17 protein-coding genes are annotated in these 23,854 nt (G+C 55.7%); 11 read left to right on the plus strand and 6 right to left on the minus strand.

The window, feature by feature from the left end; genetic code table 11:
- The first annotated feature begins 143 nt into the window (after positions 1–143).
- Positions 144–1,349 (plus strand): 1-acyl-sn-glycerol-3-phosphate acyltransferase, encoded by a 1,206-nt coding sequence (locus Q674_RS40545; protein WP_023010199.1) that lies wholly within the window; start codon positions 144–146, stop codon positions 1,347–1,349.
- 3 nt (positions 1,350–1,352) lie between these two features.
- Here Q674_RS40545 and glgP (Q674_RS40550) read toward each other — a convergent pair whose 3' ends face one another.
- The 3 genes from glgP (Q674_RS40550) to glgB are packed head-to-tail and all read right to left on the minus strand — an operon-like array spanning position 1,353 to position 7,296.
- Positions 1,353–3,905 carry an alpha-glucan family phosphorylase gene (gene glgP / locus Q674_RS40550; protein ID WP_023010200.1) on the minus strand — a complete coding sequence of 851 codons (2,553 nt, stop codon included), beginning with the start codon at positions 3,903–3,905 and terminating at the stop codon, positions 1,353–1,355.
- A gap of 32 nt (positions 3,906–3,937) precedes the next feature.
- Positions 3,938–5,404, minus strand: a complete 1,467-nt coding sequence (gene glgA, locus Q674_RS40555) for a glycogen synthase GlgA (RefSeq protein WP_023010201.1) — start codon at positions 5,402–5,404, stop codon at positions 3,938–3,940.
- Positions 5,401–7,296 (minus strand): 1,4-alpha-glucan branching protein GlgB, encoded by a 1,896-nt coding sequence (gene glgB / locus Q674_RS40560; protein ID WP_023010202.1) that lies wholly within the window; start codon positions 7,294–7,296, stop codon positions 5,401–5,403. The genes glgA and glgB overlap by 4 nt, the downstream gene beginning before the upstream one ends.
- A 177-nt stretch (positions 7,297–7,473) precedes the next feature.
- Here glgB and glgC point away from each other — a divergent pair, with 177 nt between their 5' ends.
- From glgC to glgP (Q674_RS40590), 6 genes are all read left to right on the plus strand, one after another.
- Positions 7,474–8,739 (plus strand): glucose-1-phosphate adenylyltransferase, encoded by a 1,266-nt coding sequence (gene glgC, locus Q674_RS40565; protein ID WP_023010203.1) that lies wholly within the window; start codon positions 7,474–7,476, stop codon positions 8,737–8,739.
- Positions 8,729–10,441: a glycoside hydrolase family 57 protein gene (locus Q674_RS40570; protein WP_023010204.1), complete on the plus strand. Its 1,713-nt coding sequence runs from the start codon at positions 8,729–8,731 to the stop codon at positions 10,439–10,441. The genes glgC and Q674_RS40570 overlap by 11 nt, the downstream gene beginning before the upstream one ends.
- The gene (malQ, locus tag Q674_RS40575) at positions 10,438–11,910 is read left to right on the plus strand and encodes a 4-alpha-glucanotransferase (protein ID WP_023010205.1); all 1,473 of its coding nucleotides are present in this window, start codon (positions 10,438–10,440) and stop codon (positions 11,908–11,910) included. The genes Q674_RS40570 and malQ overlap by 4 nt, the downstream gene beginning before the upstream one ends.
- Positions 11,911–12,015: 105 nt before the next feature.
- Positions 12,016–12,378 carry a PilZ domain-containing protein gene (locus Q674_RS40580; protein WP_023010206.1) on the plus strand — a complete coding sequence of 121 codons (363 nt, stop codon included), beginning with the start codon at positions 12,016–12,018 and terminating at the stop codon, positions 12,376–12,378.
- Positions 12,379–12,420: 42 nt separating this feature from the next.
- Entirely contained in the window at positions 12,421–13,191 is a 771-nt protein-coding gene (locus tag Q674_RS40585; protein ID WP_023010207.1) for an SDR family NAD(P)-dependent oxidoreductase, read from the plus strand.
- A gap of 13 nt (positions 13,192–13,204) precedes the next feature.
- Positions 13,205–15,709: an alpha-glucan family phosphorylase gene (gene glgP / locus Q674_RS40590; protein ID WP_023010208.1), complete on the plus strand. Its 2,505-nt coding sequence runs from the start codon at positions 13,205–13,207 to the stop codon at positions 15,707–15,709.
- Here glgP (Q674_RS40590) and Q674_RS40595 read toward each other — a convergent pair whose 3' ends face one another.
- Entirely contained in the window at positions 15,710–17,128 is a 1,419-nt protein-coding gene (locus tag Q674_RS40595; RefSeq protein ID WP_011784915.1) for a TrkH family potassium uptake protein, read from the minus strand.
- 251 nt (positions 17,129–17,379) lie between these two features.
- Between Q674_RS40595 and Q674_RS40600 the strand changes: the two genes are divergently transcribed.
- Positions 17,380–17,919 (plus strand): porin family protein, encoded by a 540-nt coding sequence (locus Q674_RS40600; protein WP_014421480.1) that lies wholly within the window; start codon positions 17,380–17,382, stop codon positions 17,917–17,919.
- A gap of 49 nt (positions 17,920–17,968) precedes the next feature.
- Here the strand turns inward: Q674_RS40600 and nhaD are convergent, their stop codons facing one another.
- Positions 17,969–19,222: a sodium:proton antiporter NhaD gene (gene nhaD, locus Q674_RS40605; protein WP_023010209.1), complete on the minus strand. Its 1,254-nt coding sequence runs from the start codon at positions 19,220–19,222 to the stop codon at positions 17,969–17,971.
- A 171-nt stretch (positions 19,223–19,393) separates the two neighbouring features.
- Here nhaD and Q674_RS40610 point away from each other — a divergent pair, with 171 nt between their 5' ends.
- The 3 genes from Q674_RS40610 to Q674_RS40620 all read left to right on the plus strand — a co-directional run bounded on the left by Q674_RS40610 (position 19,394) and on the right by Q674_RS40620 (position 22,323).
- The gene (locus tag Q674_RS40610) at positions 19,394–19,921 is read left to right on the plus strand and encodes a hypothetical protein (protein ID WP_051993064.1); all 528 of its coding nucleotides are present in this window, start codon (positions 19,394–19,396) and stop codon (positions 19,919–19,921) included.
- Positions 19,922–20,027: 106 nt separating this feature from the next.
- Positions 20,028–20,852, plus strand: a complete 825-nt coding sequence (locus Q674_RS40615; RefSeq protein ID WP_023010211.1) for a MipA/OmpV family protein — start codon at positions 20,028–20,030, stop codon at positions 20,850–20,852.
- 673 nt (positions 20,853–21,525) lie between these two features.
- Complete coding sequence (locus Q674_RS40620; RefSeq protein ID WP_023010212.1) at positions 21,526–22,323, plus strand: site-specific integrase; 798 nt, start codon at positions 21,526–21,528, stop codon at positions 22,321–22,323.
- A 63-nt stretch (positions 22,324–22,386) separates the two neighbouring features.
- Here Q674_RS40620 and Q674_RS41265 read toward each other — a convergent pair.
- Positions 22,387–23,854 (minus strand): PIN domain-containing protein (locus Q674_RS41265; protein WP_161629377.1); only part of this gene is annotated, 1,468 nt, incomplete at its 5' end.

Raw genomic sequence — 23,854 nt, forward strand, 5'->3', positions numbered from 1 at the left:
GATTGAGCAGCGCGATTCTACCAGATCCTTCCGGTTGTTTGGTCAACTGGCCATTCGGGTGGAGGCAAACCGGCAAGAGAAAGGATACAATAGCGCCCCTTTCGTACACTGTGATCAACGCTGCGAACAACAACAGGGCTTGCATGCAGGAATTTGACGCAATCCGTCCCTATTCGGATGAAGAAACCGCGCCAACCGTCCAGAGGTTGGTTAACGACCGGGAATTCCTGGATATGGTAGGGCGATTCAAGTCGCCAACCCTCGCAAAATGGGCGCCGGGCGTTCTGAGGATGTTCATTCGCCGCTGGCTGGTCGGCCATTTCGGGCATTACACCCGGGTGGATGATATGCAGGCCGGCGTGTCGCAATACGTCGGGGAACTGGTGGAGAATACCACCACCCGTGTCACCCACAGCGGCCTGGAAAATCTCAGCAAGAACAGCGCCCATCTGTTTATTTCCAATCACCGGGACATTGTTTTTGACCCGATGGTGGTCAACTACCTGTTGTTTCAGAACGGTTTCCACACAACCCGGATTGCGATCGGCGACAACCTGCTCTCCAATCGGGTGTTTGCGGAAATGATGCGGCTGAACAAGAGTTTTGTGGTGCGCCGTAACATGACCAGCCCAAGGGAAATGCGTGATGCCTATCTCACGCTATCCGGTTTCATCAATCACAGCATCGATACCAACCACAGCATCTGGATTGCCCAGCGCGAAGGCCGCGCGAAAGACGGCATTGATGCCACGGACCCGGCCATCATCAAGATGTTCTACATGAGCCGGAAAAAATCTGGCCTGGCGTTCGATGAGGCCATGAATCGCCTTCACATTGTGCCGGTATCCATTGCCTACGAGTACGACCCCTGCGATGCCGACAAAGCCAGAGAACTGGAAGTGCGGGCCCGGACCGGCGCCTACCAGAAGACCGAAGGCGAAGACACGGACCAGATTGTCAAAGGCCTGACCGGTTACAAAGGCCACGTTCATGTGCATTTCGGCGCCCCGATTGCCGATTCACCCGACAACCCGAAAACACTGGCCGCTCGCATTGACCATGAAATGCACGCCAATTACCACCTGCACGCCTCCAATCTGGTGGCGTACCAGATGCGGGGGGTTCACCCGGATACCCATGAAACCCCGGGCAGTGTCAGCGAGAGCGTGGTGACCGCCGAGACCTGGTCTCCGGCCGACATGGAAGCCGCCACAGCAGAAATGGAACGCCGGCTGGAAGCCTGCGACCCGGCGATCCGCCCTTATTTGCTGGATATGTATGCCAATCCGGTGGTCAATGCACTGGCCGCGAATAACAACGAGCAACCGCTGAACCCGACTACCGACTAGGTGTCATGCCCAGAGCATGGCCCCCATCTCCAGCGGGTGGGTTAGCGCCTTGTGGTGCGGGTAGATGCGCAATCGCAGTGTTTGTAACCCCGGGTAGGGTGGCTGGATCCGGGTTTTGAACAGGGTCTTACCGTCTTTCTCTCCGCTGGCTTCCAGCACAAATGCGTCGGGCCCGGGGCCAGTGTGAGTGCCGGTGCACTCAGGCTCGACCAGGCATTCCACCCGTACATCATCGGGCGCCAGACCATTCAGCGCCACCGATACTTTCAGCTCCACGGATTCATCCCAGTGACAGCGATCTGACACGCAGCCGTCCACATGGATGGACACGCCGTTCCAGGCCTCGTGCACCCGGGCTTTCCACTCTGCCAGCTCCTGCGCCAGTGCGGCATTGTTGTCTCTCAACCGCGCGCCCTGCCGGGTGGCTGGCTGATAATAGTTGCGAACATAGTCCATCACCATACGCTGGGCATTGAACCGGGGCGTAATGGTTTTCATGGACGCTTTGGAACGGCTTACCCAGCCCTGGGAGTAGCCCTGTGAGGCTCGGTTGTAATAGAGCGGAATCACTTCCCGCTCCAGCAGGTCCAACAGGTCCCGGGCTTCCTCGCGGTTGCGAAATTCTACATCCAGTTCGGTGTCGCGCGGCGTAATCGCCCAGCCATTGGTTTCGTCGTAGCCTTCACCCCACCAGCCGTCCAGCACGCTCAGGTTCAGGGCACCATTAACGGCTGCTTTCTCACCAGAGGTGCCGCTGGCTTCCTTGGGGTATTCCGGGGTATTCAGCCAGACATCAACTCCGCTCAGCAGCCGGCGCGCCATGGCCTGATCATAATCCTCCAACAGAATAATGTGCCCCATCAGGTTGGACTGCATGGAGAGGTCGTGTATGACCTTGATCAGCTGTTGCCCGGGTTTGTCCTGGGGATGGGCCTTGCCGGCAAATACCAGCACAACCGGTTGCTCCGGATTGGTGAGCAGCCGTTCCAGGCGGGGCAGATCGGAGAAGATCAGCGTAGCTCGCTTGTAGGTAGCAAAGCGGCGGGCGAAGCCGACCACCAGCGCGTCATTTTCCGGCGATACCAGCTTGCGGGCCATCCGCTCAGTCACTGAATGGCCCGTGCCATTGCGCTTGTGCTGGCGTTTCAGGCGCCGCACGATGAACTCGGCCATCTGCTGTTTCAGGGCCTTGTGAACGCTCCAGTAATGGTAGTCCGGGATCTTGTCGATGAACTGCCAGAATGTCGGGTTTCTCAGTTCACTTTTCCAGGTTGGCGCCTGGATATCGAACAGACTTGCCCATTCCGGCGCCAGGAAAGTTGGTACATGAACACCATTGGTAATGTAGCCAAGAGGGTTCTCGGCCGCCGGTATCTGTGGCCAGATATCGCCTTCCATCCGAGCGGCTACACCGCCATGAATCCGGCTTACGCCGTTATGAAACCGGGAGCCCCGAAGGCCGAGACTCGTCATGTTGAAGCTTTGATCACCGTTTTTGCTGCCCAGCCCGAAAACGGCATCGAATTCCAGCCCGGAGTGGTCCAGGAAAGGCGACAGGAAGTGCTCCACCAGGTCGCGGGGGAAGATATCATGGCCCGCCGGCACCGGAGTATGGGTGGTAAACAAGGTGCATCCGGCTACCGACTCGAGGGCGGCACCAAAAGACAGCCCTTCGGTCATGGCCATACGGCACCGTTCCAGTATCTGGAAGGCTGCGTGGCCCTCGTTGATATGCCACACCGTAGGCTGAACACCCAGGGCGGCCAGAACCCGCGTGCCACCAATGCCAAGCAACATTTCCTGGCTGATGCGGGTGGCGGAGTCGCCGCCATAAAGCTGGAGTGTCAGCTCTCGGTCCTCATTGTTGTTTTCACCGGTGTTGGCATCCAGCAAGTAGAGCGAGATATGCCCGACCCGGGCCAGCCAAACCCGTGCATGCACTTCGCGCCCCGGGAAGGGCACAGAGACGGTCAGTGCCTTGCCATCTACCTCTACCGGCGTGATTGGCAGTTCATCGCTGGAATGGCACTGATAACGGGCAATCTGGTGCCCCTGGGCATCAATGGTCTGAATGAAATAGCCCTGCTGATACAGTAGCCCAACGGCGACAAAGGGCAGCCCCAGGTCACTGGCCGCCTTGCAATGGTCACCAGCCAGTATGCCAAGGCCTCCGGAGTAGATCGGGAAACTCTCGTGAAACCCGAACTCGGCGCAAAAGTAGGCCACAAGGCTATCTTCAGGATTCAGTGCCTCCAGCACTTCGGTGCCGGGTTGGGATTCAAGATAAGCGTCGTAAGCGGACAATACTCGCCGGTATTCGGCGAGAAAGGCGCGGTCTTCCGATGCCTGATCGAGCCGGGCCTGGGCCACCCGTCGCAGGAACAGTTTCGGGTTGTGCTCCACTTTTTGCCAGAGACGGAGATCAATCCGCGCGAACAGGCTGCGGACGCCATGATCCCAGCTGTAGAACAGGTCATTGGCAAGCGTATCAAGTCGCTCCAATGCTTCTGGTAGTCTGGGGCGTGCTTCCAGCCGGAATTCAGTTGCGGTGTGCATGGTGATGACCTCCTTGGGCCAGGGGCACCGTGTCAGTCTTCATGTATCCGGTCGTTGCCGGCAATGAGGTTCCGATACAGGGCCGCGTATTCGCCGGCCCGGTTCTTCCAGGAATAGTCGCCTTTCATGCCGTTTTCCTGCAGTTTGCGCCAGGTTTTCCGGTCCTCCCGCGCTTCCAGCGCACGGGTAATGGCGGCATGTAATGCATCTGGCGTCGCCTCACGAAACACAAATCCATTGGCTTGTTCCGGTGTTTCCTCATTGGGGTCAAACACCGTATCGTTAAGGCCGCCGACGCCGTGCACCACAGGTACGGTGCCGTATCTCAGGCTGTACATCTGGTTCAGGCCGCAGGGTTCAAACCGGGAAGGCATCAGGAAAATATCGGCCCCGGCGGTTATCCGGTGTGCCAGGCCTTCGTTGTAACCGAGCGTGAGTGAACATTGCCCGGGCCATTCACGAACCATGGCTTTCAGGCTTTCCTGGTAGTGGTGTTCGCCGGAGCCGAGCAGGGCAAACTGACATCCTCGTTCCAGTAATGGCTTGATGACCCCGAGCAGCCAGTCCAGCCCTTTCTGTTCCACCAGGCGCCCGACGAACCCCAGCAATGGAGCCCCGCAAACCTCCAGCCCGAGTTCCTGCTGCAGCCTTGCCTGGCATTGAGATTTGTTGGCGGGGTAGTCCGCGCCGTAGTGAAACTCCAGGTGCGGGTCGTCTTCCGGGTTCCATTGGCGGGTATCAATGCCATTGAGAATGCCCTTTAGCCTGGCGGACTTGTGGCGCAACAAGCCGTCCAGACCATTACCGAACCAGGGTGTCTGGATTTCATCGGCGTAGCTTGGGCTCACAGTGGTGATGGCATCGCTAAACACCAGTCCGCCTTTGATAAAGGAAAGCTGGCCGTGAAATTCCAGGAACTCGTAGCGCCACAGGGAATCGGGCAGGCCCAGGGCCCGAAAGGTCTCGTGGGAAAACAGCCCCTGGTAAGCAAGATTGTGGATGGTGAACACGGTTTTCGGGGCATCCTGACTGTCCGCCAGAAACACCGGAATCAGTGCGGATTGCCAGTCGTTGCAGTGAACGATGTCCGGGCGCCACGCCAGGCCCAGTTGCCCAAGTGCCAACATAGCTCCAATTCGCCCGAACAAGTGAAACCGGTGAGCATTGTCCCACCAGTCTTCGCCATTTTCATTCTGATAGGGGCTGTCGCCAGCACGATCGAAAAGAGCCGGGCAATCCACCAACCACAGAGTTACCGCAGTACCCGGCAGACGGGTTTGCCACAGGGAGACATCATACTGACCATACCGGAACCGGGTTTTCCTGCGGGCGCCACCCTCTCGCGCTGCCTTCAGTGCAGCAGGATAGCCGGGCAGCAGCACCTGACAGTCGTAGCCCAGACGGCAGAGTGCTTCAGGAAGGCTGGCAGAAACATCCGCCAGCCCCCCGGTTTTCACGAGAGGAAAAACTTCACTGGTAGCAAACAGTACCCGGGTCATGGCGCGGGCCTCAGCATAACCAGGCCCAGGGGCGGGAGTGTTAACTCCACGGAGCACGGCCGAGCCATCCAGGGTGTGGGCTCAGCTTGCAAGGGCAGGGGGTTACCGAGGTTGCTGCCGCCATACCAGGTGGAGTCTGAATTAAATACTTCCTGCCAGTTGCCTCCGGCAGGCAGGCCAATACGGTAATGATGCCTGGGCACGGGTGTAAAGTTGGCAACAACCACCAGCGGCCCATGCTCCGGTGAGCCGGCACTCCGTAGAAAGCTGATTACGGATTGGGTGGAATCGTGGCAGTCAATCCACTCGAATCCTTCACCGGTAAAGCTTTTTCGATGCAGGGCCGGGTATAGCCGATAGAGGCCGTTAAGGTCCTGGATCAGTTTTCGCAGCCCCTGGTGCTCCGGGTATTGCAATAGATACCAGTCCAGCTCACGGCGTTCGCTCCACTCCTGGCGCTGGCCGAATTCACCCCCCATGAACAGCAGTTTCGCGCCGGGGTAGGCGAACATGTAGCTGAACAGCAGGCGCAGCGAGGCCCTCTGCTGCCAGTCGTCTCCCGGCATTTTCTGAATCAGGCTGGATTTGCCGTGTACGACTTCGTCGTGGGATAGCGGCAGCACGAAATTTTCCGAAAAAGCGTAGAGCAATCCAAAGGTGAGCTTGTCGTGGTGATACTGGCGATACACCGGGTCCTGCTGCAGGTAATGCAGGGTGTCGTGCATCCATCCCATGTTCCATTTCAGGTTGAAGCCGAGACCGCCAATTTCCGGAGGTCGGGTCACCCTGGGCCAGGACGTGGACTCTTCCGCCATCATCAGTACACCGGGAAACCGGCTCTGGCATACCCGGTTCAGATCCTGGAGGAAACGGATCGCCTCCAGATTCTCATGGCCGCCATGTTCGTTCGGCAGCCATTCACCCTCATTGCGGGAGTAGTTCAGGTACAGCATGGAGGCGACGGCATCCACCCGTAGTCCGTCCATGTGAAAGGTATCCAGCCAGAAAAGCGCACTGCCTATGAGAAAGTTCCGGACTTCGTGGCGACCGTAGTTGTAGATGAGTGTGCCCCAATCCTGGTGCCGCCCGCGGCGGGGATCTTCATGTTCATAGAGTGCCGTCCCATCAAATTCGGCGAGGGCGAAGTCGTCGTCGGGGAAATGCCCCGGCACCCAATCGAGAATCACGCCGATGTTGTTCTGATGACACAGGTCGACCAGATATCGAAGATCATCCGGGCTGCCATAACGACTGGTGGGGGCGTAATAGCCGGTGGTCTGATAGCCCCAGGATTCATCCAGCGGGTGTTCGGTAATCGGGAGTAGCTCGATATGTGTAAAGCCGGTTTCCAGCACATAGGGCACCAACTGATCGGCCAGTTCCCGATAGGTCAGCCAGCGCCCGGAACCGTGATGTCGCCAGGAGCCCGGATGCACCTCATAGACAGAAATCGGGCTCTGCTGCCAGTCGAACCGATTTCTGCGCTCCAGCCAATCGCCGTCGCCCCAGGCGTAGTGTCCCCGCTCGGTAACCACTGCGGCATTGGAAGGCCGGTGCTCAAAAGCCTGCCCATAGGGATCGGTTTTGGTGATGTGGTGGCCGTTTCGGGTTGTGATGGCAAATTTGTATAGATGGCCAGCTTTTACCCCCGGAATGAATAGGGACCAGACACCATACCCGTTGTTAACCGCCATGGCATGGCGGCTGCTGTCCCAGTTGTTGAAGTCGCCGATCACGCTTACTGCCCGGGCATTGGGCGCCCACACGGCAAAACGGGCACCTTCGGTTCCTCGGTGATTTACAAGATGGGCACCCAGCACGTTGTAAATGTGCCAATGCCTGCCTTCAGCAAACAGGTGCAGGTCGAACTCACTCAGGGCGGGGCTTTCCATAGACCACAGATTCCTGAACAAAAGTGGAAACCAGAGGTTAGACCATCAATCGTTTTTGCGTTTGTACAAAATATGACCTAAGACAATTGTACGTCATAATTCAATGATAGTGTTTTTCTGAAAGAACAAACGTCAAATTTGTGTCGGCGCGTATCCGGTTTAAACAGGGAAGCTGCTATGCAAACCGCCAAGCGTTTCGTCAGTCGTCTTACACGTCAAACCCTGGCCCTGGTGCTGGCCGGTGGCAGGGGTTCCCGGCTTCACGATCTCACTAAATGGCGGGCAAAGCCCGCCGTTCCCTTCGGGGGAAAATTCAGGATCATCGATTTCCCGCTGTCCAACTGCATCAACTCCGGCATTGGCCAGGTGGGGGTGATCACCCAGTACAAATCCCATTCGCTGATCCGCCACATTCAACGGGGCTGGGGATTCCTGCGGGGCGAGCTGGATGAATTTGTGGAACTGCTACCCGCCCAGCAGCGCATTGAAACCTCCTGGTACGAGGGCACAGCGGACGCTGTGCTGCAAAACCTGGACATTATTCGCAGCCACCAGCCGGAGTACGTGCTGATTCTGGCCGGTGACCATGTCTACAAAATGGATTACGGCACCATGCTGGCCGCCCATGTGGAGCAGGAGGCGGATATCACCGTGGGCTGTATTGAGGTGCCCATTGAAGAAGCTTCGGCGTTCGGGGTGATGTCTGTGGATGAAGATTTACGCATTACCGAATTCGAGGAAAAGCCGGCCCACCCCAAGGCCATGCCGGGTAAACCGGGGACAGCGCTGGTGTCGATGGGAATTTACGTGTTCAGCACAGCGGTTCTGTTTGATGAGCTGTTGCGGGATCACAAGATGGACGGCAATTCCTCTCATGATTTTGGTAAGGATATTATTCCCTCGGTGATCAAGCGTCTTCGGGTTGCCGCTTTCCCGTTCCGGGATCCGATCAACAATAAAGTAGCTTACTGGCGCGATGTCGGAACCATCGACTCTCTGTGGCAGGCCAATCTGGAGCTGATCGGCATCAGCCCTGAACTGAATCTGTACGATTCAGACTGGCCGATCTGGACCTATCAGGAACAGTTGCCCCCGGCCAAGTTCGTGTTTGACGATGACAACCGCCGTGGCACGGCCGTTGATTCCATGGTGGCCGGCGGCTGCATCGTTTCTGGCGCTCACGTTCGCCACTCGCTGTTGTTTTCCCAGGTTCGGGTACATTCTTTCAGTGAAGTGGAGGACTCGGTGATCTTCCCGGATGTGGACATTGGGCGTGATTGCCACATTCGCAAAGCGGTGATTGATCGCGGCTGCCGAATTCCGGAAGGCACCCGGGTTGGCTTTGACCGGGACGCAGACGAGAAGCGCTTCCACGTTTCACCGAAAGGTGTTGTGCTGATCACTCCCGAGATGCTCGGGCAGGATTATCCCCATGGCCTCTGACAACCGCACACCGGTAGTGCTGTGCTGGCACATGCACCAGCCGGATTATCAGGATCACAGCAACGGGCAGTTTCTGTTCCCCTGGGTCTACCTTCACTGTATCAAGGATTACGTGGACATGGCCGCGCACCTGGAAGCCCACCCGGATGCCAGGGCGGTGGTGAACTTCGCGCCGGTGCTACTGGAGCAGATTGAGACCTATCTTTACCACATTGAGCGATGGCGTCATGGTGGGCAAACCATCGGCGATCCTCTGCTTGCGGCTCTGGTTAATCCGGCACTGCCGGAACCCGGCTCACCGGCATTCCTGGATTTGATGGAAAAGTGCCTGAGAGCCAATGCCGAACGCATTATCAAACGTTTTCCCGCCTATGCCCGGTTGGCGGAAGTGGCCGATCTTTACCGAACCCGGCCAGACATTCAGCGTTATCTGTCCACCCAGTACCTGGCGGATCTGCTAGTGTGGTATCACCTGGGCTGGATGGCGGAAACCGTGCGACGCAAACATGGTGTAGTGCAAAGCCTTCAGGAGAAGGCCCATCAGTACACACTGGACGATCGCAAGGCATTGCTGGACGTGATCGCAGAATTGATGGCCAGCATTGGCCCGCGCTATCGGCACCTCGCGCATACCGGGCAGGTGGAGCTGGCCATGAGCCCCTGGGCCCATCCCATCGTGCCCTTGTTGCTGGATTTCGGCTCTGCCAGAGAGGCGATGCCAGACATCGCGCTTCCGGAGCATAGCCACTATCCTGGCGGGAAAGAGCGGGCCATGTGGCATCTGGCCGAGGGCAGGCGCTCTTTCAAGCGATTTTTTGGCACCGAACCGGCGGGTTGCTGGGCCTCTGAAGGCGGGTTGAGCCAGGCCACACTGGTGTTGCTTGGCGAGCAGGGCTTTGGCTGGACTGCTTCCGGCGATTCCGTCATTAACAACAGCATCAATAAAGCCAGGGCGAACAAGACCTTGCCGGATGGCGCCGGCATCCATCAGCCTTACCGATTTAACGATAGCAATGTAACAGCCTTTTTCCGGGACGATGGTTTGTCGGATCTGATCGGCTTCACCTATGCCGACTGGCACGCCAGGGATGCGGTGGGCGACCTGGTACACCACATGGAAAACATTGCCAGAGAAGGCAAGAAACCCGTGATCTCGGTGATTCTGGACGGCGAGAACGCCTGGGAGTACTACCCGGAGAACGGCTTCCATTTTCTCGATGAGCTTTACCGGGTACTCGAGAAACACCCGAAACTTCGGCTGACCACTTATTCGACGCTTCAGGACGAGCATTACACAGAGCCAGTGCAACTCCCGGAACTGGTGGCCGGAAGCTGGATTTATGGAACGTTTTCCACCTGGATTGGCGACCTCGACAAAAACCGCGCCTGGGATTTGCTGTGTGAGGCCAAGCAGCATTTTGACCGGGCAATGGATAATGGCTCCCTCAGCACCGACCAGAAAACGGCGGCCACACACCAACTCGGTTTGTGTGAAGGCTCGGACTGGTTCTGGTGGTTTGGCGATTACAACCCGGCGTCTGTGGTTCGGGATTTTGAGCAGCTGTATCGGCGGCACCTGGCCAATCTGTATGAACGTATTGGCTACACGGCGCCGTCCAGCCTGTTCCAGCCCCTGAGCCAGGGTGGTGGGGAGCCCGCCAAGGGCGGTGCCATGCGGCCGGGACATGAGGCCGGTTCATGACTGTGGATATGCCACCTAATCCGGTTTTAGCACGGCGCCGTGCCGGTGTATTGCTGCACCCCACCGCATTACCCGGTACTTCTGGCAAGCTCGGCGCCGCCGCCAGGCAGTTCGTTGATTTACTTGCTGAGGCGGGCATCACTGTGTGGCAAACCCTGCCGTTGGGCCCCACCCATGCAGACCTGTCACCGTATCAGTCGCTCTCGGCCCATGCGGGCAGTCCGGTACTGATCGATCTGGCGGAACTGGTGGCGCCCGGGCTGCTTGATAGTCAGGAGCTCGCTACGTTCACCCGTACCGAGGCCCTGGAACATGCCAGCCAGCGATTCCATGCCGGCCGTTATCGTGAGTCTGAAATCTTCAATCCACAGGCCTATCAGGATTTTCTGCAACACCATCAATGGCTGGATGATTTCGCCCTGTTCATGACTGCCAGAGAGGCGTTTCCAGGCGTGAACTGGCTGGACTGGCCCGACGACCTGCGGGATCACAAGCCGACCGCCCTGGAAGCCCTGAGAGAATCCCACCAAAGTACACTGGAACGGGTATGCCTGGAGCAGTACCTGTTTTTCGAACAATGGACAGCATTGCGCCATTATGCGGCCGAGCGGGGAATCTGGCTGTTTGGCGACATTCCCATTTTTGTGGCCCACGACAGCGCCGATGTCTGGGCGGCGCCCCATCTCTACAAGCTGGATAGTGAGGGCAAGCCAAGGGTGATTGCCGGAGTGCCACCGGATTATTTCTCGCCGGAGGGTCAGCACTGGGGGAACCCACTATTCGACTGGCAGCGAATGGCGGAGGATGGATACCGTTGGTGGGTGCAGCGCTTGGCAAGCCAGCAGGAACGGTTTGATTTGCTGAGAATTGATCATTTCCGGGGGCTGCAGGCGTATTGGGAGATTCCGGCGGACAACCCGCGCCCGGCCCACGGCTACTGGGTACCGGGCCCGGCTGATGATTTCCTGGAAACCTGCTTCCGGGCCTTGCCCCGTTTGCCGCTGGTTGCCGAAAACCTGGGCATTATTGGAGAGGATGTGGAGGCCCTCCGACACCGCTTCCGGCTGCCGGGTATGACGGTGATGCAGTTCGGTTTTGATGGCAGCGCCACCAACCCCCATCTTTTGCATAACCACAAGGAATGGGATCTGGTCTATACCGGCACCCACGACAACGACACCACGCTGGGCTGGTATCAGAGTCTGGATGAACGAACGAGGGAGCATGTTAACCGGTACCTGAGGATTAACAGCCCGGATCTGCCATGGCCTGTGATACAGGCTGCCATGGGGTCGGTATCACGACTGGTGATCGTGCCAATACAGGATCTTCTGGGCCTGGGCTCAGAGGCGCGCTTCAACACGCCCGGCACGATTCAGGGGAACTGGATATGGACCTTGCCCGAGGATTATCGAGCCAGGATCGACATACCGGGGCTGCGAACTATTGTGAATTTATACGGTCGATAGCCGAGTGGTCACCCTCTTGATCAGAATCAAGATGATCACTATTTGATCAGGTGTAAAGTGGAAAAGTAGCAATATCCACTCGGCGAGCTGACAGGAGGAAACGGCATGGAACATCGGCTAAGCCAACGGGTAGAAGGCGGGTTGCCCATTCTGGTCTACAAACGCGGCATGCCAGTAGCAACAGGCATGATCCGGGACGCATCCAGACGTGGACTGTTTATAGCCACCGATTATTCGGATGTGCGGCTGAACCAGACGATTGAACTGGCGTTCCGCTTTCCGGAGCGGTCCACAAAAGGCCATTGCACTCTGAGCGCCCACGTTGTGCGCACTGACGATAGCGGACTAGGTGTGGATTTTGAAGGTGTCGACAACGATGGACTGACCATTGCCGAATTGGTTGCTTGCTTGCAGGAACAGGCTTCGACTGATTTCCTGGCGGGGCGTTTTCGCGAACACACGCATTGATAACAACTCCAAGAAACACTCACTCTGGAAAGGAAAACTGGGATGGCACGACTCGAAGGAAAGGTAGCTGCAGTAACCGGGGGCGCACTGGGCATTGGTAAGGCGACAGTGGAGCGAATGGCAGAAGAGGGCGCCGCAGTCGGCATTCTTGATTGCCTGGATAGCGAAGGCGAGGCGCTCGCCAAATCTCTCAGCGACAAAGGCTATAAGGTTGGTTACTGGCATTGCGATGTGACCAATGAACAGCAGGTAAAATCCGCCCTGGACGGAGTGGCGGGACACTTCGGATCGCTGAACGTCGTGGTTAGCAATGCCGGTATTTCCGGCGCCAACAAGCCGACCCATGAAGTGACCGAAGAAGAATGGGACAAGGTACAGGCTGTTAACGTAAAAGGGGTGTTTTTCTGCACCAAACACGCCATCCCTCACATGAAAAAGGCCGGTAGTGGCAGCATCATCAACCTGTCGTCCATTTATGGCTTGGTCAGTGCACCAGACGTGCCGCCTTACCACGCGTCGAAGGGTGCCGTCCGGCTAATGACGAAGACCGATGCGATGATTTACGCCCCGGACAACATACGGGTGAATTCCGTTCACCCCGGCTTTATCTGGACCCCGATGGTTGAGCACCATTTGAAAACCACCGGCCAGGATCTTGAATCAGCCAAAAAGGCGACCGCCGCACTGCATCCTCTCGGCCATATGGGCGAGCCAGACGACATTGCCTGGGGCATCGTCTTCCTCGCATCCGATGAATCCAAATTCATGACCGGGAGCGAACTGGTTATCGACGGCGGTTATACCGCGCATTAACGGCTGACGCCCCATGACTCTGGCCGCGTATACCATGAGGGCCCTGCCAGCACAGCTGTCAGGGCTGATGGCCATTGCATTGGATTTGCAGTGGAGCTGGCACCATGGATGTGATCAGTTGTGGCGACAGCTGGATGAAGAGATCTGGGAGGCAACGCATAATGCCTGGCTGGTGTTGAACAGCGCCTCGGCAGAACGACTGCAACAACTGGCTGAAGACCCGGAATTTCTGACCCAATACCAGCAGCAGCTGAACCGCCATGAGGCATTCAACCAGTGCCCGACCTGGTATTCCGAAAATTGTAACAACCAGCTGGCCGGCGGCGTCGCCTGGTTCTGCATGGAGTACGGGGTGTCAGAATCCCTGCCGCTATACAGCGGTGGCCTGGGCGTGCTGGCCGGAGACTTCCTCAAAGCTTCCAGCGACCTTGGCGTACCTGTCACCGCCGTGGGTTTGCTCTATCAACAGGGTTATTTCCGCCAGGCCTTGAATGCCGAGGGCGAACAGCTGGAATTTCACCCCTATAACGACCCTACCATGCTGCCAGTTACCCCGTTACGGGACAGCGCCGGAGAATGGGCGAGGGTAAGCGTGCCATTTCCCGGCCGCGCGGTTCGCCTGAGAGCCTGGAAAGGCCAGGTGGGGCGCTGTGAATTGTTGCTGCTTGACAGTAATGACCCGCGCAATGAGCCCGGAGACAGGGGTATCACCAGTGAACTCTACAGCGGTGATCCGGAAAAACGCCTGCAACAGGAAATGGTACTGGGAATCGGGGGCTGGCGCCTGCTGGAACTGTTGGGGCGCGAACCTGCTCTGTGCCATATCAACGAAGGCCACAGTGCGTTGGCGCTGGTTGAGCGTGCCGTACACTGGCAGCGCCAGAACCAGACCAGCTTTGAGGTGGCCCGGCTGGCAACCCGCTCTACCAATCTGTTCACTACTCACACATCGGTAGCTGCCGGCTTTGACCGGTTCCCGGCGAAACTCGCCCGTTTGTATCTGGAACCCTGGCTGAAGGAAATCAACCACTCCCTGGAAACGATACTGAACGTTGCCAATGGTGGCACAAGCGACCTGAACATGTCTGGCCTCGCACTGGGTATGAGTAGTCGTTTCAACGGTGTCAGCCAGATTCACAAACAGGTTACTCAATCGATTTTCCAGCCCTGGTTCGGGCGCTGGCCTTCCGCCGATGTACCGGCGGAATACGTAACGAACGGCGTACACACTCCAAGCTGGGACTCTCCGGAAGCGGACGAATTATGGACGTCGGCCTGCGGCCAGGACCGCTGGCGGCAACCCATGACGGACCTGTGCCCACTGCGAGATACCAGGGACCACGATCTGTGGCAGATGCGCAGAAACCAGCGGCACCGGTTGGTTTATTACCTGCGCGCGCGACTGCACAGCCAGCACTGTGAACACAACTACGGCAACAGCCGGGAAGCGGCCTGTGGCTTACTGCTGGATACCGAATCCCTGACCCTGGGTTTTGCCCGCCGCTTTACCGATTACAAACGCCCGGACTTGCTGCTGACAGATCCGGAACGACTGATTCGGCTCCTCAGCAACCGGGACCGGCCCCTGCAGATTGTATTAGCAGGCAAGGCCCACCCCCACGACAGCGAAGGCAAGGCCATCATCAAGCGTTGGAAGCAGTTTACACGGCTGCCAGAGGTGGAAGGGCGCGTGGTGTTCATTGAAGACTACGATATGGCCGTTGCCAGTGAACTTATTCAGGGCGTGGATGTGTGGCTGAATTGCCCGCGCCATCCCTGGGAAGCCTGCGGTACCAGCGGCATGAAGGTGCTGGTAAATGGTGGTTTGAACCTGTCGCAATACGATGGCTGGTGGGCCGAAGCCTGGCAGCCGGAGCTGGGGTGGGCCATTCGGCCGGGCGCCACCTTTGAGGAGTTGAGCCAGACTGACAAACACGACGAAGCGGATGCCGAAGAACTCTATCAGTTGCTGGAAAATCAGGTTGTACCTGAGTTCTACCAGCGCAATGAACAGGGATTACCGGCCAACTGGCTGGCGAGAATCCGAGCAAGCATGAACGAATTAACCGCTCAATACTCAGCCAACCGCATGGTGCGGGAGTATGTCACGGAATTCTATCTGCCCATGGTAGCCCAGGGCGCTGAGCGCACCGCGGAAGGGGCCGGCAAACTTGTTTCAGTGAAGGAAACCATAGCCCGACACTGGCCTCGCCTGAGGTTTGGTGCAATGGACGCCCGGGAGGAAGCACAAGAACTGCGTGTTGACCTGGATGTGTATCTGGATGGCCTGAGCCCGGAGCTGGTTGCCGTTGAACTGGTGGCGGAGGCCTCAGAGTTTGGTGCACGCCTGGTGCAGACTATGGAGCTTACCGGGCCGCTACCGGAGGCCGAACAAACTTACCGTTATTACTGCTCTGTGCCAGCACGCCCCCGTGAACATTACACACCTCGCATTCGCAGTTACGAGCCAAGGCTGAACCTGCCACTGGAAGACGCTCACATTCTATGGCTGCGCTGATCAGCCACGCCAGAAGCCGGGCGAAAGAACAATCACCACACTGAGAATTTCCAGTCGACCCATCAACATGCCTACGGACAGAATCCACTTGGCGGCATCAGGCAGGGGCGAGAAGTTGCCGGCGGGGCCAATGATATCGCCAAGGCCAGGTCCAACGTTGGTCAGCGAGGTGAGGGCGCCTGAAAGGGCAGTGACAAAGTCGAGCTGCAGAGACGCCAGCAACACGGTGATCACCAGCAGACACAACAAGAAGATGAAGGTATAGGCAATCATCGAGGAAATGATTTCGTCGCTGACGGCACGCCCGTTGTAGTTACGGGTAAAAACAGCCCGCGGGTGCAGCAGCCGCATCAATTGCTCCCGGAGAATGATCAGTGATAGCTGGAAACGGAAGATTTTCATGCCGCCGGCCGTTGAACCCGAACAACCGCCCACAAACATAAGGAAGAAAAACACCACAAAGGCCAGAGGGCCCCAAGCGGAGTAGTCTTCAGACGCATAGCCCGTGGTAGTAACAACGGAAGTCACGTTAAAAAGCGTGGCTGCGTAATTGTGAATCGGGTCGAAGGGTACCGGGGAAACCCACCAGCGATAGAGCGTGAGCATGGCCGGCACCGCGAACAGTATTCCCAGGAACAGGCGAACCTGCTGATCACGGAACAGAACCCCATGCTGGCCGTGCATTTCACGCACAAACAGGAAGAACGGCAGGCTGCCGATGATCATGAAAAAGGTGGCTTCCAGCAGGATAAGATCGCTGAACTTGCCCATAGACAAATCTGAGGTTGAAAAACCGCCCGTGGCGATGCTGGTCAGGCCATGGTTGAACGCGTCAAACAGAGACATACCGGACAGCCAGTAGGTGACAACCGCAACCACGGAAAACACCAGATACACCAACAGCAGGCCCCGGCTGAGGGTTTTCATACGTGGCAGCGCCTTTTCTGTCCACTCAGACGATTCGGTTGCGAACAGTCGCATCCCGCCTACCCGCAGGAAAGGCAGTACGGCAACGAACATGCCGATAATCCCGATACCGCCCAGCCATTGAAGGATCGAGCGCCAGAGCAGCAGATCCTTGTCCATCGTGTCCAGGCCGGTGAACACGGTAGCCCCCGTGGTGGTGATGCCAGAGGTGCCTTCAAAAAACGCATCTGCCGCCGAGATGTCGTTATCGCTCAGGTAAAAGGGAAGGGCAGAGAGAAGGGCAATGACAAACCAGCTGGAGACCGTGAGCACGAACATATAGCGAGGTTTCAGTTCGCGGGGTTCACGGTAGGTCAGCAACAGCCCCAGAACACCAAGCACGCAAACAATAGCCGCCGATTCGGCAAACGCGATGGCATTGGGTGCACCGGAAGGGGTGGCAGCCAACAGCAGTACCGGTAACGTCATGAAAACACTCAGAAGTATAAACATGACGCTGACAATGAAGACGACAGGGGCTAGGTTTCTCAAGGCACGCTCAAGCCAGCTGACAAAAAGACGGCGTCAGCATACCCGCGGGCTTGCTTAACCGCAAGGAAACAGGCCCCGGACAGAAGTATTAACCCGGAATTAAATCGGCGTAAAAAATGGGTAAATACGGAACGCACCTATGGCGGGAATCGTCGGACTGATGCACGTTTACTGTCAGGCCGTGAAGGCCTGTATGAACAGGGAGAAAGACTATGAATACCACAAGAAAGGTTCTTGTTGCATCAACTGCCTTCGCCGGGCTGGCCCTGGCTGGGCTTGCTTCTGCCCAGGATATGTATAAATCCGGTGTTGGCGGGCTCTACGCCGGCCTGAATTACACCTTCATGGAAACCGATTTCGATGGCCTGGCAGAAGCCGACACCGGCACCTTGTCTGGCAAGGTCGGCGTTATGGCCACGGACTATTTCGGTGTTGAGGCCCGAGCGGGCTTTGGTGTGGATGACGATCGGATTGCCGGCGTTGACGTTAAAATCGACAACTTCTTCGGTGGTTACGGCACGGTGAACGTGGTGAACGAGAGCCCGGTAACACCCTACGCTGTTTTCGGTTTCACTCGTATTGAAGCAGAGGCAGGCTCAGTGGAAGACGATGATTCCGATTTCTCGTACGGTGCTGGCCTGAATGTGAAGTTCGCCAAGAACCTGTCAGGCAACCTCGAATACATGCGTTACTACGATGACGATGATATTACCGTAGACGGCATCGGCCTGGGCGTTCAGGTCAACTTCTGACGATGAGATAACCAATGCCTGCGGGGCGGGACCTCGCAGGCTTTCGACTTTAGCCGTTCATCACAGAGCCAAGCAGAATGACCCCGGCATAGCCCACTGTGTACGCGGCCAGAAGGTGTAACGCGTACTTCAGGTACGCCGCGAAAGTAAGCCCCTCAATTTTGCTCATGGCTACAATTCCCGCCGCAGAACCGATTACCAGCAACGAACCGCCGACGCCAACGGCATAGGTTAGCCCCATCCATTCCCCGGGGCTCATGTCGATACCGGACTTCAGCAGTGCGGCCGTTAAAGGCACGTTATCGATGACCGCGGAGAAAATGCCCATCAGATAGTTGGCGTAAATCGGCGGCATGACATCATAGATTGCCACCAGTGAATCCAGAGCATGAATTTCCTTTAGCATACCCACCAGAAGCAGGATCCCTAGGAAGAACAGCAGGGTTTCAAACTCGATAACCCGGATGTATTCGAGAATCGGGTCCAGATCCGAGTCGTCGCTCATGAAGCGGGACACCAGGAACATGATGGAAAGACCAAAAAGGAAGGTCAGCACCGGAGGAATACTGAATAACGCGTTGCCAGTAATGGTGGCAATGATTGTAACCAGAAACAGGCCCGCGATTACCGCGTCCACGGCTCGGACTTCATTGGAACTGGCTTTCAGGGTAACGGTGCCGGACAGCCCCCCTGAAAGAAGCACGGCCAGCAAAAACACCGTGATTGAAGCGGGAATGGCCAGTGTCAGCAGCGTCAAGATTTCCACTTTGTCTGCCAGGAAGATCATCAGCGTGGTGACATCGCCGGTGATCAGTGAAACGCCACCGGAGTTCACTGCAAACACAACCAAAACAATGAATTGCAAACGCTTCTTAAGATCCAGGTTTAAAGAGAGAATCAGAGAGCAGGAAACCAGCGTTGCTGTGATGTTATCGGCCAGGGAAGAAAATACGAAGCAGAACAGACCGGTCAGAAACAGTAATCGCCGCTCGGTGACCTGACGAGGCATGATCAGGTAGATCATGTTTTCGATCATACCTTTCTTGTTCAGGTAGGCCACAAATGTCATCGCCGCCACCAGAAACAGCCATAACCCGGCGATCTCGGCAATGCTCTCCGAAAGGCCAGAAGAAACTGCAGCGGTTTCGTCTACACCGGAACTGAACAGAAACAGGAGAACCCAGCTGAACGTACCAAAGAACAGTGTGGTTTTCGCCTTGTTGACGTGAATGACTTCTTCAAAGATGACGCCGAGCAGCGCCAAAATGGCAACAGCAATCAGAACAACTTCAAGAATCGGCATTTTGGAACCCTGAACACCGGGGGAGATAAGGCAGCGATTCTAAACCCATTAGTCGCAGCCTCCAAGGTTAGTAAACTACTGGGCACTGGCTATACTCAAATCTGACGCACATCAAAAGGGCCTTCGCTCTTTCTGTTATTGATGGGAAGGTCACAACGGGGAGAGAAAGTCATGAAACATAGCTTGAGAACACTGGTCTGCGCCAGCCTGATTTCGCTGCCACTCGCTACCTTTGCCCAGAGTGGATCCGGGCAGGGCAGTCAGGCAGGAATGATGAACCAGGAACGGATTCAGCAAATGCAGCAGAACATGGATCGAATGAACCAGACCATGCAGCAGATGCAGAATGCGACAACCAGAGAAGAACGCCAACGCCTGCGGCAGGAACATATGGGGCACATGCAGGAACACCTGCAGATAATGCGAGAGTCCGGAATGGGTCCAGGCATGATGGGCCAGGGCGCGGGAATGATGGGGCAAGGCATGGGAATGAACGGCCAGGGCCCCGGCATGGGTAACCGAAACCCCGGTCAGGGCCAGATGAAGAATCAGGGGCCTGGCAACAGCGGACAGGGAATGCGGCAAGGCAACCCGGCCATGAGCGAAGATCAGCGACTGCAGCGCATGGAACAACGCATGGACCAGATGCAGTTGATGATGGAACAAATGCTTCAGAATCAGCGCCAAGGAAACCAGTAACGCCGAAAACCAATCAAACCGGGCCTTCTTCCTCTTGATCGCTGCACAATCATCCATTGTGATGCGTAAGTCGTAATATCGATGACTGTTTGATAGAGGAAGAACCATGAAGAAAGCAGCCCTTCAAGTCGCCACCTTTGTTGGCGCTTTGACGTTTCTCTGTGTGGTCAATGCGGCAGAGAATAGAGTCCCTCTCGTTCCACTTCCTTCTATCGACGATTTCACCAATGGTGACGGCTGGGGCTTTGGTCTTGGGGTAAGCGTTGAGTATGAGACCGCTTACGAGGGTTCGGATGAGTTCGAGTTTGAGGCCGACCCAGCTGGTGGTGTTCAGTGGCGAACCGGAAAAAATATCTTTTTCTGGGCCGGCGAAGCCGTTGGGTGGCGAACGCTGGTGAAGGATTCCTGGTTATTTCAGACATCTATAGGGTATGAGGAAAGCCGGGAAGAGAGTGACTCTGAAGATGGAAGACTCGAGGGTTTAGGTGAGTCGGATTCCGGCGTAGCAGTACTGCTGGAAGCACGTTACGCGCTTACAGACGACTGGCGTTACTTTTTAGATGGGCGCGTATCTGCAGGAGAAATTGGTACGCTCGGAATTTTCGGCGCAGGAACGTGCTTGGCGTGCCAGGCTGATGGTACTGGTTGGGAAGTGGGTGCTGCCGTGACTTTCCACGATAGTAAGCTCGCAAACCGGGACTTTGGCGTGACCACACAACAATCCATCGATTCGGGGCTGCCGGAAACTGATGTTGATAGTGGGTATAGATCGACGGGCGTTAATGTCAGCTACCGCAATTACCTGGGCGAGAACTGGCAGATCTTCGGAGAAGCTCTGTACGAAGCGTTCGGGAGTGATGTATCCGACAGCCCAATCACTCGAAATGATTATGAGGCGGAAATAGGCGTTGGCTTCATTTATGTTTTTTAGGTTTGGCTGGCGCACGCAGGGATGCGCACAACGTCCGTACCGAAGATGTGGGAGTGACAGCTTCAATAAAGTGCTAAGGTATGCATCAGAATATATGATTTAACATAATATACATTATGCGCAGTACGGTATGGCGTTGTTGGGCGATTCGGCCAACAAGGAACCCCCCGCATATACGTCCACACAAAGTACTAAACTTCTCCACACAAAGTGCTAAATTTCCACACAAAACACTAAATTTGGCGTAGTCGGCTTTTTTCGAGGGTTGTCGGCTGCTTCGCGGTTCGGCTTCCGGACGTCGGCATCATCTCTACTCCTTGGACCAACTCGGACTTAATCAAGGAAAGTATTTTTGAGCTAATTAGTCCCCAGCGAATCTTCGGGAATAATAGAAACCAATCGCGACCACGAATGAAGCCTAGAGTCGTTTCACTGATCAGCGGAACATGCAAATCCCGCCCGAGATTATGGATGACATTGCGATCGTCCAGATTAAGGCACAACCGCCGAAAGGTCTCGTTGGAGGCCCCGCCGATAACGAATCTGGAAGCCCTGATTGTCCGTTGAACTGAGATATTACGCACTGAACCACAAAATCCGTTAAAATAACATTATTACGGATTTTATCTTTGCCCTCTCCTCGCATTCGAGCGTTTTACAAAGAGCTTCCAAGATGAGCAAAACCGGCCAGGCACGCGTTCTCACGCCCGAACAGTTCGCCCACCTCTTGCACGTAATCCATGAGCATCGCTACCCGGAAAAGAACACAGCGCTGGTTCAGATCAGCTTCAAGCTCGGACTACGAGTCCAGGAAATTGCGCTTCTCCAAATCAAGGACGTTGCCGAGTTCGGCCCTGAAAACTCTGGTCAGCGCTCTTTCAGACTGAAGGAAATCCTGGCGTTGCCTGCGGCTTACACTAAAGGTGCCGATGCACTGAAGCGGTCCAAATCCACGTATCAAAGGCGCCGGATTAGCTTCAGCGTCCACGATTTCGACCAACTTGTACGACATATTGAAACTATGGCGAAGGCTGGTGCAGAGATTAACCCTGAGGATTTCTATCCGGAAGTGAAGAAACATCGGGGTAGATCCAGAGATCTTCCAATGACTGACGGTGCATTGAGATCTGCCATAGAGGAATACCTCTCAATCCGCCTAGCCAAAGATCCATCGCTTAAAAAGAGCGATCCCCTCTTCATAACTCAAAAAGGAGGCCCCTACTCCCCAAATACCTTACAGGAACACTTATCCCTCATGCAGCGGCGATGGGCTGGGATCGAACGAGCTAGCTCCCATAGCGGCCGTCGGACTCTGATGACGAACATCATTCATGAGCAAAAGAAGTCAGTAAAAATCGCTCAAAAAATCGCTGGCCATGTCTCAGCGTCTACCACCTTGATATACGAAGAGCCCCCGGAGGAATCTCTAGCTGGTGCTTTGATACAAGTTGGCAAAGAGTATATTTCTTGATCATCTTAATTCGATAGCCTCTTGAGATCAGCGAAACTAAAGATTTGTCTAGATTTGCCATATCTATTTGAAAGGTATCAAGAAGTGCCCCTTGAGCCAGAGTATTACGTGACTTTCTAGCTCCGTATTCCGCCCATACTGAATTTGAAACAGTCGAATTAGGTAAGCAACAATACGTTGGAAGTCTGATCTGCCTCGCAGTAAGCTCTCAAGCAGGGTTGAGGTTTGCTTGAGGGTTTCGATAGATACAGGCGCTTCTGACCAGACTGTGCCAAGAAAATTATTTGCAACATAGATGTGAGATTTAATGTCAGCTTCCGGACCTCCGAGTCTTTTAACTACTCGGTCGAATAGATCTGTTCCACGCTGGGCAGCCCACGTTAGGTTGCCAGCATCAATGGAAATGAATTGATCCCCGATGTCAGAAAGTGCCACAACAGCCTTGTTGTATTCATCCTCGGATAACAACTTCTTTTCCCGAGCGACCATTAAAACAGGTTGCAGCCAGGCGCCTCTAAGTCCAAGGGATTGTTCCCCAAGGACTCGGTATGCCTGATCCTGGCAAAGCAAAAGCTTTCCGCTCCCTTCTGCTGCAACCATGTCATCGATAAAATTTTGTCCGATGGCTTCATTTAACCTACGAAGGTCGGCAGTTGGATCTTTGGTTCCCTCAGCTGGGATGACCTCTGCGTGATTGTCTATCCAATCGAGGTCTTCCTCCCTCACTTTTATGATTTCATCCAACTCCTCTTTCGCCAATTCCTGACGAACAAGATGCCCATCCTGCCAATGAATGCTCATGGAGGGGACGGTCTCCGCCTGCATTTGCTTTAGGCGGCTCCAATAAACGTCCCTCGTCGAGCCGGTAATGGCTATGGGACCGCATACGGACTCAACAACTATTTCGATAGCAAGCCTGCGAATTATGTTCAAAGTAAGTGCGTCGACTATGCAGCCCCTTCCCTGATTCTCCTCCAAGGCTTTAAACGCTTGCGTGCGCTCAGCAGCGGTGCCAGTGCATACTTTGTGTCCTCGCCCGGCTGTCTGCAGCCCGTAGCGCACCTCGATAATGTCTGCACTTAGCGCGCTGGCAGCTACATGAATCGGAATCGATTTTTCATCAAGGAGTTCGTATACCCGATTCACATGATCATGTCGGCGTTTTACAGTCTGAAATACCTCTTTGAACGGTTCTTTTTCTTCAAGGTCAATCCCAACTTGACGTAAACCATTGGACGTCGGAAAAAGTCGCTCGTAATTTCCCATCGACCGGTGTAAGGCGTGCAGATATTTATGCTTAATGGCCAGCACTTTCCAAGGAAACGAGCTTCCCTCCCACTCAATTTGATCTCCCACAGATAAGCCGATCGTCCTCCGCGCAATATCATTATCTGGAGGGATGTATGTCTCGTCCTTACGAAGCCCTTCCTCTGGTTCTATTACGAACCAAAGTCTGTGCCCTCGACCATCGTCGATTTCGAATGCCGCATTTTCACAAACGGTCATTGAGTCTAAGGAGGCTCTGAATAAG

Origin of the sequence: Marinobacter sp. EVN1, from assembly GCF_000475375.1 — a bacterium.
Taxonomy (GTDB): domain Bacteria; phylum Pseudomonadota; class Gammaproteobacteria; order Pseudomonadales; family Oleiphilaceae; genus Marinobacter; species Marinobacter nauticus.

What these genes read in the sequence shown, in the direction of transcription:
- Q674_RS40545 (WP_023010199.1), top strand. Translation starts at nt 144, where the DNA reads ATGCAGGAATTTGACGCAATCCGTCCCTATTCGGATGAAGAAACCGCG.
- glgP (WP_023010200.1), bottom strand. Translation starts at nt 3,905, where the DNA reads ATGCACACCGCAACTGAATTCCGGCTGGAAGCACGCCCCAGACTACCA.
- glgA (WP_023010201.1), bottom strand. Translation starts at nt 5,404, where the DNA reads ATGACCCGGGTACTGTTTGCTACCAGTGAAGTTTTTCCTCTCGTGAAA.
- glgB (WP_023010202.1), bottom strand. Translation starts at nt 7,296, where the DNA reads ATGGAAAGCCCCGCCCTGAGTGAGTTCGACCTGCACCTGTTTGCTGAA.
- glgC (WP_023010203.1), top strand. Translation starts at nt 7,474, where the DNA reads ATGCAAACCGCCAAGCGTTTCGTCAGTCGTCTTACACGTCAAACCCTG.
- Q674_RS40570 (WP_023010204.1), top strand. Translation starts at nt 8,729, where the DNA reads ATGGCCTCTGACAACCGCACACCGGTAGTGCTGTGCTGGCACATGCAC.
- malQ (WP_023010205.1), top strand. Translation starts at nt 10,438, where the DNA reads ATGACTGTGGATATGCCACCTAATCCGGTTTTAGCACGGCGCCGTGCC.
- Q674_RS40580 (WP_023010206.1), top strand. Translation starts at nt 12,016, where the DNA reads ATGGAACATCGGCTAAGCCAACGGGTAGAAGGCGGGTTGCCCATTCTG.
- Q674_RS40585 (WP_023010207.1), top strand. Translation starts at nt 12,421, where the DNA reads ATGGCACGACTCGAAGGAAAGGTAGCTGCAGTAACCGGGGGCGCACTG.
- glgP (WP_023010208.1), top strand. Translation starts at nt 13,205, where the DNA reads ATGACTCTGGCCGCGTATACCATGAGGGCCCTGCCAGCACAGCTGTCA.
- Q674_RS40595 (WP_011784915.1), bottom strand. Translation starts at nt 17,128, where the DNA reads ATGTTTATACTTCTGAGTGTTTTCATGACGTTACCGGTACTGCTGTTG.
- Q674_RS40600 (WP_014421480.1), top strand. Translation starts at nt 17,380, where the DNA reads ATGAATACCACAAGAAAGGTTCTTGTTGCATCAACTGCCTTCGCCGGG.
- nhaD (WP_023010209.1), bottom strand. Translation starts at nt 19,222, where the DNA reads ATGCCGATTCTTGAAGTTGTTCTGATTGCTGTTGCCATTTTGGCGCTG.
- Q674_RS40610 (WP_051993064.1), top strand. Translation starts at nt 19,394, where the DNA reads ATGAAACATAGCTTGAGAACACTGGTCTGCGCCAGCCTGATTTCGCTG.
- Q674_RS40615 (WP_023010211.1), top strand. Translation starts at nt 20,028, where the DNA reads ATGAAGAAAGCAGCCCTTCAAGTCGCCACCTTTGTTGGCGCTTTGACG.
- Q674_RS40620 (WP_023010212.1), top strand. Translation starts at nt 21,526, where the DNA reads ATGAGCAAAACCGGCCAGGCACGCGTTCTCACGCCCGAACAGTTCGCC.